Annotated in this window: 13 protein-coding genes and 1 pseudogene; 8 read left to right on the top strand and 6 right to left on the bottom strand. The window is 69.5% G+C overall.

Annotation, left to right across the window (positions count from 1 at the left end):
• Positions 1 to 20: 20 nt before the first annotated feature.
• Together Q8W71_RS24300 and Q8W71_RS24295 are read right to left on the bottom strand one after the other, a co-directional pair.
• Positions 21 to 1,076: a DUF7146 domain-containing protein gene (locus tag Q8W71_RS24300; protein ID WP_305527992.1), complete on the bottom strand. Its 1,056-nt coding sequence runs from the start codon at positions 1,074 to 1,076 to the stop codon at positions 21 to 23.
• Positions 1,077 to 1,103: 27 nt separating this feature from the next.
• Entirely contained in the window at positions 1,104 to 5,465 is a 4,362-nt protein-coding gene (locus Q8W71_RS24295; protein ID WP_305527991.1) for a strawberry notch-like NTP hydrolase domain-containing protein, read from the bottom strand.
• A 303-nt stretch (positions 5,466 to 5,768) separates the two neighbouring features.
• Here Q8W71_RS24295 and Q8W71_RS24290 point away from each other — a divergent pair, with 303 nt between their 5' ends.
• Complete coding sequence (locus Q8W71_RS24290) at positions 5,769 to 6,332, top strand: MucR family transcriptional regulator (protein ID WP_305527990.1); 564 nt, start codon at positions 5,769 to 5,771, stop codon at positions 6,330 to 6,332.
• 197 nt (positions 6,333 to 6,529) lie between these two features.
• Here the strand turns inward: Q8W71_RS24290 and Q8W71_RS24285 are convergent, their stop codons facing one another.
• Entirely contained in the window at positions 6,530 to 7,282 is a 753-nt protein-coding gene (locus tag Q8W71_RS24285) for a GntR family transcriptional regulator (RefSeq protein WP_305527989.1), read from the bottom strand.
• Between the two features lie 164 nt (positions 7,283 to 7,446).
• Here Q8W71_RS24285 and Q8W71_RS24280 point away from each other — a divergent pair, with 164 nt between their 5' ends.
• From Q8W71_RS24280 to Q8W71_RS24250, 7 genes are all read left to right on the top strand, one after another.
• A complete protein-coding gene (locus tag Q8W71_RS24280; protein ID WP_305527988.1) occupies positions 7,447 to 8,871 on the top strand; it encodes an MFS transporter in 1,425 nt (474 codons plus the stop codon).
• Between the two features lie 372 nt (positions 8,872 to 9,243).
• Positions 9,244 to 10,020, top strand: a complete 777-nt coding sequence (locus tag Q8W71_RS24275) for a sterol desaturase family protein (protein ID WP_305527987.1) — start codon at positions 9,244 to 9,246, stop codon at positions 10,018 to 10,020.
• A 63-nt stretch (positions 10,021 to 10,083) separates the two neighbouring features.
• The gene (locus tag Q8W71_RS24270; RefSeq protein ID WP_305527986.1) at positions 10,084 to 10,473 is read left to right on the top strand and encodes a hypothetical protein; all 390 of its coding nucleotides are present in this window, start codon (positions 10,084 to 10,086) and stop codon (positions 10,471 to 10,473) included.
• A gap of 28 nt (positions 10,474 to 10,501) precedes the next feature.
• Positions 10,502 to 10,720, top strand: a complete 219-nt coding sequence (locus Q8W71_RS24265) for a hypothetical protein (RefSeq protein ID WP_305527985.1) — start codon at positions 10,502 to 10,504, stop codon at positions 10,718 to 10,720.
• The gene (locus Q8W71_RS24260; protein ID WP_305527984.1) at positions 10,717 to 11,013 is read left to right on the top strand and encodes a DUF6166 domain-containing protein; all 297 of its coding nucleotides are present in this window, start codon (positions 10,717 to 10,719) and stop codon (positions 11,011 to 11,013) included. The genes Q8W71_RS24265 and Q8W71_RS24260 overlap by 4 nt, the downstream gene beginning before the upstream one ends.
• Positions 11,014 to 11,078: 65 nt before the next feature.
• Positions 11,079 to 11,978: a 3-methyl-2-oxobutanoate hydroxymethyltransferase gene (panB, locus tag Q8W71_RS24255; protein WP_305527983.1), complete on the top strand. Its 900-nt coding sequence runs from the start codon at positions 11,079 to 11,081 to the stop codon at positions 11,976 to 11,978.
• An 88-nt stretch (positions 11,979 to 12,066) separates the two neighbouring features.
• Entirely contained in the window at positions 12,067 to 12,501 is a 435-nt protein-coding gene (locus tag Q8W71_RS24250; protein ID WP_305527982.1) for a tautomerase family protein, read from the top strand.
• A gap of 223 nt (positions 12,502 to 12,724) precedes the next feature.
• Here the strand turns inward: Q8W71_RS24250 and Q8W71_RS24245 are convergent, their stop codons facing one another.
• From Q8W71_RS24245 to Q8W71_RS24235, 3 genes and pseudogenes are all read right to left on the bottom strand, one after another.
• Positions 12,725 to 13,030 (bottom strand): DUF4326 domain-containing protein, encoded by a 306-nt coding sequence (locus Q8W71_RS24245; protein WP_305527981.1) that lies wholly within the window; start codon positions 13,028 to 13,030, stop codon positions 12,725 to 12,727.
• Between the two features lie 190 nt (positions 13,031 to 13,220).
• Positions 13,221 to 14,435: a Nif3-like dinuclear metal center hexameric protein gene (locus Q8W71_RS24240; RefSeq protein ID WP_305527980.1), complete on the bottom strand. Its 1,215-nt coding sequence runs from the start codon at positions 14,433 to 14,435 to the stop codon at positions 13,221 to 13,223.
• A pseudogene (locus Q8W71_RS24235) lies at positions 14,410 to 15,290 on the bottom strand (IS630 family transposase); the annotation flags it as partial. The pseudogene Q8W71_RS24235 and the gene Q8W71_RS24240, both read right to left, overlap by 26 nt.

Here is a 15,290-nt window from a genome sequence, read left to right as displayed (position 1 = left end):
CCCATGACTCCGCTGACCGCTCAGGCCGCCGCCTCCTCGAAGCGGAGGTGGGCCACCGCATCGTTCGGGTCGAGCTGCGGCGCGAGATGCCGGGCGAGGTCGCGCGGGCCGAGATGGCACAGGTCGCGGTTGAAGTCGTCCTCGCGCGGGTCCAGGGCGGTCACGAGGATCCCCGCGGCCTCGGCGCGGCGGCGCAGGATCGCAGCGCCCCGCTCGCCGGCCTCGTCGGCGTCGCGGGCGATGTAGAGGTGGCGCAGCCCAGGGGGGAGGATCAGGGCGCCGAGGTGCCCGGCCGACAGGGCGGCGACGTGCGGCACGGCCGGCATCAGGCGGTGGATCGACAGCACGGTCTCGACCCCCTCCCCCGCCACCAGCAGGTCGGACGCGGTGCCGGGGAAGCGCACGCCGTGGCCGAAGAGGTTGCCGAGCACCCGACGGGGTTTGGGCAACTCGGCCTTGCCGCGCCCGTCCGCGGCGAGCCAGGTCCGGCCGACCGCGGTCACGCCGCCCGACAGGTCGGTGACGGCCGCGAGCAGGGCCGGGTGCCAGGTGTCCGGGCCCGGATGCTTGCGCGAGGCCCGGTACAGGCAGCGCGGGTGGAAGCGGAGCGCCGGCAGGCCGACGGCATGCTCCAGCCCGCGCGAGCGCAGGTAGGAGGCCACCGCGGTGCCGCCGAGCGGCCGGCCGTGGCGCAGCAGGCGCCGGGCCGACTCGGTCGTATTGCGAGCGGGCGGGAGCGGACGGCTGCGCTCCGGCTCCGGAGGCAGCGGCAGGCGCAGCATCGCCCGCGCCTCCTCCAGCGCCTCCCGCCAGCCGCCGCCGCGCTGTAGCCGGATCATGTCGAGCAGGTCGCCGTGCTCGCCGGTGGCCGCATCCTGCCACTTGCCGCGGGCGCCCTTGCCGCTGGTCGGGCCGGTCAGGCGCACGTACAGCGACGCGCCCTGCGTGTTGTGGACGTCGCCGACGCACCAGTATCGGCCGGAGCGGTGGCCGTTGGAGAGGTACCGGCGGCAGACCGCCTCGACGTTCTCGGCGAGGCTTCGGGCGATCTCCGCGGCGGGGGGATGTGTCGGCATGGTCGGCCTCCCTGTCCGATGCCGGCATTAAGCGTGGCCGTTGGCGCTTGTGCAACGCAGCAGCGGGTGACGGTCGAGCAAGGCCGTCAGGATCGCCGGCCCGCGCTCGCCCGCCGGGATGAACAGGCGGGTGCGCCACGCGATCACCTCGGCGAACAGCCCGATCGCTTTGAGCCCAGCGCGGGCGCCGTCGCTCACCCCGAAAACCTCGATCCGGTCCTCGCCCATGACGCGCACGCGCTTGACCTGCACGCCGCCGGTGAGCTGCAGGCCGGCGCGCCCGCCGAGCACGGCGGCGAAGGCCTCGGCCGGCGCCATGGCCGTGCCGGCACCGAGGTTCAGCCGCTCGCGGGTGACGTGCAGGTCCTCGGGCTCGACCACGCGGCCGACGACGCGCTCGCCCGCGTCGGTGACGAGGCGGAACACGCGCATGTCGATGCCCGGCAGCCGGTCCCAGATCGGCAGCAGCAGCCCGGTCACGACGTACAGGGTGCGCTCGTCGAACTCGGGCAGGCTCGCCAGCTCCGCTTCCCAAGCGGCCCGGAAGGCATCCAGGCTGGCCTCGGCGAAGTGCGAGCGGGCGTACTGGTCGCGGTCGAGGATCTGGCGCTGGAGCGGGCGCACCAGCCGGACCCGCGCCACCACGGAGCCGTCCTCGCGGGTCTCGCTCGCCGCCGTCCCCATCAGTGCCGGCCGGCCGGACTTCGCGTTGAGAACCGGCGTGTAGCCACCGGCCACCATGTCGAGGGCGGCGTCGAGGTCGAGCGGCCGCAGCCGGCGGCGTTCCGCGATGGTCAGGAGGTGGGTGTGCGCACCGCTGCCCGGATGGGTGTAGGCCACCTCGCGCTCGGTCACCGTGAACGACTCGGCGGTGAGCACCTCGACCCCGACGTCGTAGACCCCGGACGCGATCGCGCCCTCGATCACCAGGGCCAGACGCTCCTCGAACGCCTCGAACAGGAGGTTCTGCACGGCGATGTGCAGCGCCAGCACCCGGTTGAGGAAGCGGCCGATCGGCGGCAGCGCGTCGAGCAGGCCCCCGGCCTCGTTGGTCAGGGCGAGGCCGGTCATCGCCTCGAACTGCTTCAGCGGGCAGCCCGCGATCTCGCCGCGCACGATCGCCCAGAAGAGCTGGCGCAGCGCGGTGGCGGCGTAGGGACCCTCCAGATTGTCCTCGGGCCGGAACAGGCCCTGGCCGCCGGTCTGGCGCTGGCCGCGGGTGATGGCGCCGAGCGTGTCGAGGCGGCGGGCGATCGTGCTCAGGAAGCGCTTCTCACCCTTCACGTCGGTGGTGACCGGCCGGAACAGCGGGGCTTGCGCTTGGTTCGTGCGGTTGGTGCGCCCGAGCCCCTGGACCGCGACATCCGCCTTCCAGCCGGCCTCGAGCAGGTAGTGCACCCGCAGGCGCCGGTTCTTCGCGCCGCGGTCGGCGTGGTAGCTGCGCCCGGTGCCGCCGGCGTCGGAGAACACCAGGATCCGCTTCTCGTCGTCCTGGAACGCCTGGGTCTCGGACAGGTTGGCCGCGGCCGGGCGGTTCTGGAGCACGAGGCGGTCGACGCCGTCCTTGCCGGTCTGGCGCACGATCCGGCGCGAGCGGCCGGTGACCTCGGCGACGGCGCCCGTGCCGAAGTGATGGAGGATCTGATCGAGGGCCGACTGCACGGGCGCGAGCCCGCACAGGTGCTCGATCAGCGCGTCGCGGCGCTCCACCGCCTCGCGGCATTGCACGGGCCGGCCCTCCGCGTCCGTGACGGGGCGGGACAGGATCGTGCAGCCGTCGTCTGAGTAGGGCTCGTAGAGCTGGGTCGGGAAGGCGGAGGCGAGGTAGTCCATGACGTACTCGCGCGGGGTCACATCGACCTGAAGGTCGTCCCACTCGGAGGAGGAGATCTCGGAAAGCCGCCGCTCCATCAGCGCCTCGCCGGTCGAGACGATCTGCACGACCGCGGCGTGGCCGGCCTCGATCCCCGCCTCGATGTCCGCGATCAGGCTCGGGCACTTCATGGCCGTGAGCAGGTGGTTGAAGAAGCGCTGCTTGCTCGACTCGAAGGCCGAACGCGCCGCCGACTTCGCCGCCCGGTTCAGCGTGCCGGACGCGCCGGTGACGCCGGACGCCTTGAGCGCGGCGTCGAGATTGGTGTGGATCACCTGGAAGGCGTCGGCGTAGGCGTCGTAGATCGCCGTCTGCTCGGGGCTGAGCGCGTGGTCGAGCATCTCGACCTCGACGCCGGCGTAGGACAGCGAGCGGGCGGTGTAGAGGCCGAGCGCCTTCAGGTCGCGGGCGAGCACCTCCATCGCCGCGAGCCCGCCCTGCTGCATCGCGGAGACGAAGTCAGAACGCGTCGGGAACGGGAAGGCACCGCCGCCCCACAGCCCGAGGCGGTGGGCGTAGGCGAGCTTCTCCACCGTCACCGCGCCGGTGGCGCTGACGTAGAGCACCCGGGCGTCCGGCAGCCGGTACTGGAGCGCCAGCCCCGCCCGGCCCTGCTGCGAGGCCTCGACCACGCCGCGGTCGCCGGAGCCGGCGGCGGCGTTGGCGAGGGCGTGCGCCTCGTCGAGGGCGATCACGCCGTCGAAGTCCGCCCCGAGCCAGTCGCAGATCTGGTCGAGCCGCGAGCCGGTCCCGTTCCGACCCGCACCGCGCAGCGTCGCGAAGGTGGTGAACAGGATGCCCTCGCCGAGCGTCACCGGCTTGCCCGGGGCGAAGCGGGACAGGGGCACGATCTGGAGCGGCTCCTGGCCGAGATGGCGCCAGTCCCGCTGGGCATCCTCCAGCAGCGCGTCGCTCTTCGAGATCCACAGCGCCCGGCGCCGGCCCTGCCCCCAGTTGTCGAGGATGACGCCGGCGACCTGGCGGCCCTTGCCGGCGCCGGTGCCGTCGCCGAGGAAGAAGCCCTGCCGGAAGCGCACCGCGCCCTCCGCGCCCGCGGCTGCGGCGGACAGCACGGTGCCGGTCTCGTCGACGGTCCAGTGGCCGGGCAGGTGACGGGCATGGGCGGCGCCGGTGTAGATCACAGTCTCGAGCTGGCACTCCGAGAGCAGGCCGTCGATCACCACGACGCCGGGCAGGCGCGGGGCGTGGCTCGGTCGCGGCAGGCGCACCGAGGCCATCGCGGTCGACTGGACCAGCGGGGTCGGGTGCGGCTGGGCGCCCGGGATGCGCAGGGTTTCCAGGGTATAGGTCTCGTACAAAGCCGCGTCCGCCGTGGGCGTCGCCGGCAGCTCCTCGATGACCGTGTAGGCGACCGGGTCGGCAGTCTCCGCCGTCACCGCGGCCGCGGTGCCTGCCGGACGCGGGACGGACCGGCGGACGGCGGTCGGTCTGCGGGACAGACCCGGAATGGCGCTGCGGCTGGCAGGAGCCGGAACTGGCGCTAGGCGCGGCGGCACGCCGGCCAGCACGGCCTCCAGCAGCGCAGCGGGATCGGGGCTGATCCCGAGCGGCGCCACCGAATCTCCGGCCTCGCCGGTCGGCGCCCGGTCGAAGACCGACAGGCGCACGTCGACGGTGGTGCCGTGCTTCGCGTAGGCCCGGCCCGACAGGCCGGCGGAGAACACCAGCCGCCCGCCCTGCTCGGCCAGCGCCGCGAAGGCGGAGGCCGTGGACGGGCGATCCGGCCGGAACCCCTCGCCGGTGATGGCGACGAGGCGCCCGCCGGGGGCGAGGCGGGTGAGGGCCGAGCGCAGGTGCGTGGCGGTGGCGTCGCGGTAGCGGCCCTCGACATGCGCCGCGACCGAGAAGGGCGGGTTCATCAGCACCACGTCGGGGATCACGCCGGCGTCGAGCCGGTCGTGGATCTGCGCCGCATCGAGCTGCGTCACGACGACGGCCGGGTAGAGCGCGCGCAGCAGGCCGGCCCGGGCCGCGGCCAGCTCGTTGAGATGCAGGCGCGCGCCGGCGAGCTCGGCGTGGATCGCGAGTAGGCCGGTCCCGGCCGACGGCTCCAGCAGCCGCTCGCCCGGGCGCAGACCAGCCGCGAGCGCGGCGACGTAGCCGAGCGGCAGCGGGGTCGAGAACTGCTGGAGCGCCTCGCTCTCCTCGCTGCGGCGCGTGTGGGTCGGCATCAGGCCGGCGATCCGGCCGAGCATCGCGAGGCGGGCCGCCGGGGTGGCGGCCTTGTCGCTCATCGCCGGCCAGAACCGGCGCAGGAACAGCGCCTGGGCGATCTCGCCGGCTTCGTAGGCATCCTTCCACAGCCACAGGCCCTCGGCGTCGCTGCCGCCGCAGGCCGCCTCCACGGCCTCGCGCAGGGTATCGGTGCCGATCGCACGGCCCTGCGCCAGGAGCCCGGCGAGGCGCGTGCCGGCCTGGAGGATCCCGGCCGGGTTCGGCGTCGGGGTGAGGGCGTTGCTGGCCTGGAAGTGCTTGGGGCTGATCGAGACGTTCACGGGGCGGCCTCCTGTCGGCTCACGCCGGGCCGCAAGGCTCTCTCTCGCGCTCGCGCCGGCTCGACATGCGGCTGGCCTCCTCTGCCTCTCGATCCACGCTCGGACGGGCTGGACGGAGCGTTCAGGGCACACCCGCCGACGCTCGCACGGTCAGGACAGGCATGGCGCGTCCGAGACCGTTGACCGATCGTGCCCAGGCGTCGAATGGAAAGAAGACGCGGAGGGATTCGTCGGTTGCACCGGCCGCACGGGAGCGAAGACGACGGGATCGTGGACTGCACGGTCCGGATCGTGAAGGGTTAGGTGGCCGGCAACAGGTTACCGCCGGACGCGGTCGTCGAACTCATCATGACGATGTCCAGGGCGCTCAGGTCCGCGCCCGACGCCGGGATCCGCCCTGCCGCGCCGGAGCCCGCCTTCGTCGCGCCGGAGCTTCCTCTCGTCGGTTCGGACTACCGCCGCCCGCAGGTCGTACCGCGCCGGCTCACGCGCGAGGAGATCGCGGGCTCGATCCACGACAGGTTCCTGACCTGCTTCGAGGACGACCAGCGTTATCGGATGCTGAGCCGGCATCTGCGTCTGTTCGGCCTGACGCCGGACGCCTACCGCGCGAAGTGGGGTCTGCCGGACGAGTATCCGATGATGCCGGCGTTCGACCTCGATCATCGCGCCGAACTCGCTCGGCAGCGGAAGCTCGGGCATTACGATCGTAGCAAGGCCAAGCCTCGGCGGAAGTACGTCTTGAAGGCCAAGGTGGCGGCGCAGGGCGACGCGACCCTGGCCAAGCCGAAGGCGTCCGGCCCGGAGCGCACCGGGGGTGGGTGGCGCCGGCCGGGCGGGATGGCGCAGGGCGCGAGCCCGGGCTGACGCCCTGGGGTTCCCCCATCAGCTTGACCGTTCTGAGGGCTGCTTGGGGTGGTTTTCCACCCGTCCGCTTCCGAACTCTCTAGTTGCAATAAGCGGACATCCGACGTTTTGAAGGGGCTTGGCTGAGCTTGTTGGCGGAATCACTGGCACCGCGCGAGCATTCAAACTCATTCGGCCTTTACCAAACGCGTCGCGAGTTAGACATCAAGGGTCTTGCGCGCGAAGCTCACGATGTAATCCACGAGCTTGTCCGAGGCAGCGCCAGCGGCATCGACGTCGCGTCGGGCGACCGCCTCGCAGACGTCGGCGTGCAGGTTGGCGGTCAGCGGCAGATCGGCGGCCTGCTTGTAATGCTGGTACCAGAAGCGCCGTGACAGACCGGCCATGCTCTCCAGGGAGCGGACCGCAAACTCGTTGCGCGATGCCGTCGCGATCAGGTCGTTGAACTGACGGTCCAAGCGCATGAACGCCAAATCATCCGCCGCGGCGGCGGCCTCGCGCATGTCCTGCGCGATTCCGGCGAAGACGTCCCGCTCCTCCGTCGTGGCCCGCTCCGCGGCGAGGCGGGCGATGAGACGTTCGAGAACGCGCCGGGTCTCCAGCAGGCGCAACTGCGTGCGGACGTTGATGTCGGAGACGAGGATGCCGCGCCTCGGCATGACCACCACGAGGCCGTCGCGGACGAGACGCTGCAAGGCCTCACGGATGGGAGTGCGGCCGATACCGAGACGTTGGACCAGATTCTGCTCGCCGAGCACCATGCCGGGCGGAAGCACGAGCGTCGTGATCATCTCCTCCAATTGCTGGTAGGCCCTGTCCGTGAGCGTCAGGTCGGGCAGGTCATCGCCGCCGGCCGCCCCATCGGGCGTCCCCTTCACGGCCTCCCTCGCCCTCTTCCCACCACGCTCCGCGGCACGGACGGATGTCGTCTTCCCGGTCACAAAGTTCATGGACGACACCCCAGCCCCGCCTGATCCGCACATCACGCCGCCGTCGGCCGTGCATGGTGCCACGTGCTCGCCTGCGCAAGGGGCATACCTCTGATATATCTTGCGCCTATGAGCAATATCCTGCAATAGCACTCTGCGCATACTAAGACGCAGGGAGGCAACAAATGGTAGGGCAGATTGCGATACCCGCCGGCGACGCGCTGCCGGAACGGGCCACGACCGAGCTCCCGAGCCGCGTCGCGGCCGGGTCGAGCGCGGTGATAGCGGCGCGGCTGGAGCGGCTGCCGATGACCGCATTTCAGCGCAATATCTTCCTCATCATCGCGACGGCTTGGTTCTTCGACTCGATCGACCTCGGCTCGCTCACGTTCCTCCTCGGCTCGATCAAGACGGAGTTCGGGCTCTCGACCGCCCAGGCCGGTCTCCTGTCGAGCATGAGCTTCATCGGTATGTTCGCCGGCGCGGCGATGTCCGGGATGCTCGCCGACCGCTTCGGCCGAAAGGTCGTCTTCCAGATCAGCATGGTGTTCTGGGGCCTGGGCAGCGTGTGGTGCGCCTACGCGCCGGACGCGACCATGCTCGGCTACGCCCGCCTGCTGCTCGGCTTCGGCATGGGCATGGAGTTCCCGGTGGCGCTCGCCATCGTCTCCGAGTTCCTGCCGACCGCCAACCGCGGACGCTACCTCGCGATCATGGAGGGCTTCTGGCCGTTGGGCTTCATCGCGGCAGGCTGCCTCAGCTACGTGCTGCTCAGCTACTTCGACTGGCGCGCGGTCTTCCTCGCGCAGGCCGTGCCGGCCCTTTTCCTGTTCGCGATCCGATTCTTCGTGCCCGAGTCGCCGCGTTGGCTGGCCGACCGCGGGCGGCACGAAGAAGCGGACCGCGTGATGTCGTCCATCGAGGCAAAGGTGGCAGCGCGTCTCGACGGCCGCCAGCTTTCCGAGCCAAATGTTCTAACCGAGCATGTCCAGGGCGAGCGTCGCTTCTCCTTCCTCGAACTCTGGAGCCCGGGCTATGCAAGCCGGACCGTGATGATCTGGCTGACTTGGTTCTTCGCGCTGCTCGGCTTCTACGGCCTGACCACGTGGCTCGGCGCGCTCCTTCAGGAGGCCGGCCACAGCGTCACCAAGTCGGTCGTCTACACGATTTTGATCTCGCTCGCGGGCGTGCCGGGCTTCATCACCTCGGCGATCCTCGTCGAGCGCTGGGGCCGCAAGCCGACGGCCGTGCTGATGCTGCTCGGCAGTGCGGTGGCCGCCTACCTCTACGGCCACTCCCCGTCGTTCGCGTGGCTGATCGCGTTCGGGCTGATGATGCAGTTCTTCCTGTTCGGGATGTGGTCGGTGCTCTACGCCTACACGCCGGAACTGTACCCGACGCGCGCCCGAGCGACGGGGGCCGGATGCGCCTCGGCGGTCGGACGGGTCGGCTCGCTCATCGGCCCCTACGCCATCGGTATCATCCTGCCGACGCTCGGTCATGGCGGCGTCTTCGCACTGGGAGCCGGATCCTTCGTGATCGCGGCGGCGAGCGTGGCCTTTCTCGGCATCGAGACCAAGGGGAAGTCACTCGAAGCGATCTCGCACTGACGGGAACCGGCGGGACGCAAGCCGCTCGCGCTCCCGCCGGATCACCGAACGTGGCACGATAATGTTGACAGTTGATATATCAATGATATTTTGTAGGGGCCCAAACAGGGAGGGCGCCATGCGCCAGACGGCTCGTCACGCGGAGGACCGTCAACGCCATTCCGTGTGTCGGGGATGCGGCGGATGTCCTGCCAGGAAGCTTACGGCCCCCATTCGATCCGCAGCCATCATGCGGTCGCCGAGCCAGTCCGGTCCCATCGTCGGGGCCGCCATTCCATCGAACATCGCTTTGCCGGTCGCATCCCACTGACCATCGTCACAGAGGCGACTACGGTGGCCGCCCCGAGTGTCATTGAAAAAAGGAGAGATGCCATGGAACTCGCAGCCACGAAGATGAGCGAGCGGCAGCGTAATTATCGAGCCAACTATCGGCAACGTGTCGCTGGCTGGTACAACGGCATCCTACACATCGCCATCATCTACACGATCGGCCTGACAGCGCTATACATCTACATCTCGAACATCCACGCGCCGAGCTGGGCGGAACTCGCCACGGTGCCGGTCGTGTTCCTGTTCTGCAACTTCTTCGAGTGGTGGCTGCACCGCTACGTGATGCATCGCCCGCAGAGCAACCCGATCGGTCGCGCGGTCTACAATCGGCACACGCTCCAGCACCACCAGTTCTTCACCGACCACGAGATGCGCTTCGCCGACCATCGCGATTACCGGGTGACGTTCTTCCCGCCCTACGCGCTGGCCACCTTCACGCTGATGTCGATCCCGGGCGCCATCGTGCTCGGCAACGTGTTCACGCCGAACGTTGGCTGGCTGTTCATCACCACGACGACCAGCATCTACATGATCTACGAGTTCATGCACTTCTGCTGCCACGTCGAGGACAACTGGTTCGTCCGTAACATGCCGTTCATCAATACGAACCGGCGCCACCACACTGCGCATCACGACCAGTCGATCATGATGGAGCGGAACATGAACCTCACCTTCCCAATCATGGACTGGCTGTTCGGCACGTCGGATCTCAACCGCGGCCTGCTCGGCACGCTCTTCAACGGCTACGACACCCGCCACGTGAAGACTGACATGCGCAAGACCTCGCGCACGCCCGGCGCGGTGCAGCCGGCTGAGTAGGTCCTCGCCACACGCGACGCGCGGCGCCGACGAGGCGCCGCCCCAAAACTTGGGAGGTCTTCCATGAACATGATCGAACCGAACGTCCTCGCCCTCGGGTGGTTCGCCCTCTTCGCCGGCGTCGCCAGCGTAGGCTTCTACGTCCTCACGGGCATGTTCCCACTCGAAACCCGCCCCGACTTGAAAGCGCGGCCCCTGGGCCTGCTGATGCTGACCGCCAACGTCGTGCTTCTGCTGGCGCTGGTCGGCGGCGGCCTCGCCTACGGTGCCGCCAACCTGCGCTGGACGAGCCTCGTCATCGTGGGCGGTCTGGCCATCCTGTTCGCGCCGGGCCTGTTCAACGTCTGGCCCCAGCGTTGGCGCGACGGCTTAGCCGGGCTCGCCATCGTGCTGGCTGGGCTGGGCGGCTCGGTCGGTCTGCTCCAGCAGATCGGCTCCGTCTTCACGCTGTAAGCAAAGCCACCGATCCGGGAGAAATCCGATGCCGTTTCCCATCAAGTTCGGCCTGTCCGTGGCCGTCGCGCTGGCAGCGCTCGTGGGGTGGTTCTACATGGGCTACCTCGGTCAGGTAGGCCCGCGCTGGGCCGTGGCGTTCCTCGGTCCGTTCATGGTCGTCAGCCTCTGGATCTTCCCCGAGGTGATGCGCTCCCGCTCCGACGGCCGCACCCCGCGCCATCAGGTGAGGGGGGCACGGTCGTGAGCAAGCTCTACGTAGGGGACCGGACCATCGACGGGATCGTGGTCACGGTCGACGGCGAACCGCTGCCGGAAAGGACGGACGCCAAGCGCTACTCGCGCAACGGCTTCGAGTGGAGCTACGAGGGTCCCGAACCCTCGCAGCTCGCCTACGCGATGCTGGTCGACCACCTCGGCGACACCGTCCAGGCGGAACGCCTCCAGCCGCAGTTCATGCGCAGCGTCGTGGCGAACTTCCAAAACGAATGGGAGATGACGACGGCCGACATCGACCGCGTCCTGCAGAGCCTTCGATAGGCCCACCGCGAGCTCGGCGGCCTGGATCGGCTGCCTCGACCAGCGAAGAAATTCAAGGGGCGGACATGAGCGCGACCGCGACGACGGCATCCAATGAGTCCGCAAAGAAGGCGGGGAAGCGGACGATCCTCGACATCCGGGCCGCCAAGCAGACCGGCGAGAAGTTCGTCTATATGTCCGTGCCCGACTACACCTCCGCCCGGTGGGCTGAGATGGCGGGCGTCGATGTCGCCGTCGTCGGCGACAGCCTCGCCATGGTCGCCCATGGCCATGCCAGCACCATACCTGCGACGATGGACATGATGATCATGCACGCGGCAGCGGTTCGGCGCGGTGCGCCGGACACCTTCGTGCTCGGCTGCATGCCCTACCAGAGCTACAACACCGTCGACCGGGCTCTAGCGAATGCCACGCGCTTCATGCAGGAAGGCCAGTGCGATGCCGTTAAGCCGCAGGGCGGCAGGAGCCAGGCCCACATCCTGAAGGCGCTGGTCGACGCCGGCATCCCGACCGCCTCGCACATCGGGCTGACGCCGCACACCATCGCCAACTTCGGCGGCTTCAAGATCCAGGGCCGCACCGCAGAGGCCGCGATGAAGATCCTGGAGGACGCGCTGGCCATCGAGGACGCCGGCTGCTTCATGCTGGAGTTTGAGGCCGTACCGGCGCCGATCGCAAAACTGATCTCCGAGCAGCTCACGATACCCACCATCGGCATTGGGGCCGGTGCGGGCTGCGACGGCCAGATCCTGCTCTGCTACGACCTGCTCGGGGTATTCACGGACTTCAAGCCGAAATTCACGAAACGCTACGCGAACCTCACCGAGGTCGCGGTGACCGGCATCCGCAAGTACGTTGAGGAAGTGAAGGCGGTAGCCTTTCCTGACGGCGACCACTCCTATCGCGTCGATCAGGCCGAGTACGAAAAGTTCCAGACGCTGGTCGAACGGCGAAAGCATGTTTGAGGTCTAGGTAATGCCGACATCCTGTCGGTTGCCGAAGCCCTGCCGGCGAAAGCGTTCGTGAAACCGAGCTGGGAAGGACGCGACCTCTATGCCGACCTATGCATTTTCGACCGCCAAGGAACTGACGCTCCAGCAACGCGCGAGGCTTGTCGAGAGCGTCACGGCCATTCATCACGTGGAAGCGACCGCACCGCGGTATTTCGTGCAGGTCATTTTCTACAAGGTCGAGCCTGGTTCGATCTTCATCGGCGGCGAAGCAGCCTCTCATGGCCATGTTTGGGTGCGCGCCGACATTCGCTCCGGGAGAACGAATGACCAGAAGGCGAAGATGCTCCGCCGCATCATGCGGGAGACCAGCGAGATCCTCGGGATATCGGACCAGGACGTGTGGGTGTACATCTCGGACATCCCGGCCCAGGGCGTACTGGAATTCGGGAGCGTGCTGCCGGAGCCGGGTGACGAGGAGCAATGGCTGGCGTCGTTGCCGAACGGCTTGCGCGATAAGCTCATACAAGCCTCTTGATACCTAAAAATACCCCCCCGACAAACTAACCCTTCAGAGCAGACGATCGACAGCATCGAACAATCAATTTGGGCGCATTCTTTGCGGGAGCAACGTGGACGCGATGTCTACTCTCGGGAAGCGCGCGATGGCCCTTACACGACGAGTTTGGGTCGAAGGCAGCCTGTCGCATGGCCAAGTTGATCGAGTCTTGACTCGAAGATCCGCGCCGGGCGGGCGGCGGTCAGGCAGCCGCCTTCACCCCGCGCCACCACGCGACGCGCTCGTCGCGGGTGGCGCTCGCGAGGGTCATCAGCAGGGCGCCGTGGCAGGCCAGCGGCGCGCACCAGCACACGAGATCGCGCCCGCGCAACTCGTCCAGCGCCCGCAGCAGGTGGTGCTGGTCGGCGAGCCACCGCCCATACTTGGCGATGACCTCGGCGCGGTCCCCGTGCCTGCCGATCACGAACGGGTTGCCCCATTTCGAGCCGCGGCCGATGTAGATGGCCCCGTCGTGGGTGCCGTCACGCTTGTTCAGAACTCGACACATCGTCCTGTCCCCCCGCTCGCTGATGCGTCGGGGCGACCGCGGACGCGGGGCGGGGTCACGCGAGCCCCTCGGGCGAGCGGGAACGGCTTGCCCGTTGACCCCGACCCCGGCGCGGTCATGCGGGACGCGCGCAGCGAGCGGAGCCGGGACGGGCAAGAGCGCACGGCCCGCTCCCGCCCCGGGCCACGCCTCACTCGGCGGCGATGGCGTACCCCCGATCCGGATCGCCGTCGGCCGGGCCGTCCTCGCCGTCGAGGAAGGCCGGCAGGTCCGCTGCGTCCGCCGCGTCGAGCGCGGGGGAACCAACGATCTCCGCCGGGCTGGTCGCCTCGGCGCTCAGGCCGGGGGTGCGCAGCAGCTTGGGCAGCCAGCCGCTGCCGGCCATCAAGCGCTCGGCCTCGCGCGCCATGTCCCCCTTCTTCAGGTGGTCGATGAGCCGGGCCTTGTCCTCGCCCGCGCCCTCGCGCACCGCGGCCAGGATCTTCCCCTTCGTCACGCGGCTGAAGTAGTTGGCCGCCGTCGGCGTCCAGTCGCGGGTCATGTCGAGCCCGACGAGCTGAGCAAGCCGGTCGGCGTGCGGCAGCGCCTCGGGACGCCGGTCGAAGGGGGCGTGCATCGCGTTGACGCTCAGGCCCGCGCACAGCGCGAACAGCTCCGTGCGCTCCTCCGGTGGCAGACCGATCAGGAAGTCCCAGATCGCGCCGTGATCGGCCGGCAGGCGCCGGGCCCACGCCTCGCGCCGCGCGTCGAGGGCGGTCGCCGGCCGGTAGGCGTCGAGGCCCTGGACGGTGTGGAAGACGCGGCTCGACGTGGCCGACACCTCCAGGCAGGTGCCGGTGCGGTAGGCGTTGTCGATGACGCGGATCACCATGGCGTGCAGCACCGCGATGAAGGCGGCCTCCGGATCGTCGGCGAGCGCCTCGCGCAAGGCCATGGTGCGGTAGCTGGTCAGCTCGGTCCGGTGCTGCTCGGAGAGCGGGCGGTCGGCCTCCTCGGGCTCCGCCACCGGGCTGGCCGCGGGCGAGCCGCCGCCGATGGTGATGATCGCCCGTGCCACGCCCGGAGCCGGCGCGGCGCTGGCACCCGCGGGAGGCGCAACCGGGCCGTCGGCCGTCATTCCCGGCTCCGCCGCGGCCGTGGCCCCATCCGCCTCGGTCGCCTCGGCCGGCTCATCCTCCGGACGGACGTAGCCGCGGCGGACCATCGGCGTGCCGTCGTAGTCCAGGGAGACGAAGGCACCGGCAATCGCGATGCCGGCGGGGTCGAAGATCCTGGCACGCGCCTCGAACCCGGCGATCTCGGTCTCCAGGGCGGCGAGACGCTCGACCACGTCGGCCGGCGGCTCGTCGGTGTAATACTGATCGTTGATACCAATGGCCCTAGATGTTGACCTGTGCCCAGTCACGCGAGGTCATGGATGTAACGAGGTCTGGGTCGTTGGCGAAGAAGTTCCAAGCGTCGCAGCAGGCGTCGACGATCTGTCGGTAGTCGCGGAAGACCCGGTTGGCGAGCTTGTTCTGGCGCAGGTACTGCCAGACCAGCTCCATCGGGTTCAGCTCGGGCGATGAGGCCGGCAGGTGGAGCAACGTGATGGTGTCCGGGACCACCAGGCCACGCGGTCGGCGCGTCTTGGCGGTGCCGTGATAGCCGGCACCGTCCAGAACCAGGATCGCGTGCGCGCCGGGCGCGACCTGCTTGCTGATCTCAGCCAGATGCAGCGACATCATCGTGGTGTTGACCGTCGGCAGCACCAGGGCCGCGCTGGTGCCGCGCGCTGGGCAGGCCGCCCCGAACACATACGTCCACTTGTAGCGTTGGTCGCGCGGCGCCCGCGGGCGCGTGCCCTTGCGCGCCCAGACCCGCGTCAGCGTGCCCTGCTGGCCGACGCGCGCCTCGTCCTGGAACCAGATCTCGAGCGGCTTGTCGCGGGCGGGCTCGGGCAGGATCTCCGCCACGCGCGCGGCGAAGTTTTTTTAAAAGCCTGCTGGGTCTCGTCGGTGGCCTTGGGATGCTGCGGGCGCACCGACAGCCGCACGAAGCCCAGTGCCGCCAGGTGCTTGCCGACCGTGCGCTCGTGCATCTCGACCCCGAACAACTCCTTGATCCGCGCCTGCAGGTCGACCCGGCGCCAGCGCACGACGCCATCCTTGTCGACGTCCGGCCCCGCCTCGACCAGGGCCGCCAGTTGCTGCTTCTGCTCGGGCGTCAGCTTGGCGGAGCGGCCCGGTGCCTGGCGGTCGCGCAGACCCGCCAGCCCCTC

This window comes from Methylobacterium amylolyticum (assembly GCF_030700245.1).
GTDB lineage: Bacteria > Pseudomonadota > Alphaproteobacteria > Rhizobiales > Beijerinckiaceae > Methylobacterium.
Note: the sequence above shows the minus strand (reverse complement) of the source record. Positions and strands in the feature narration are given on the sequence as shown.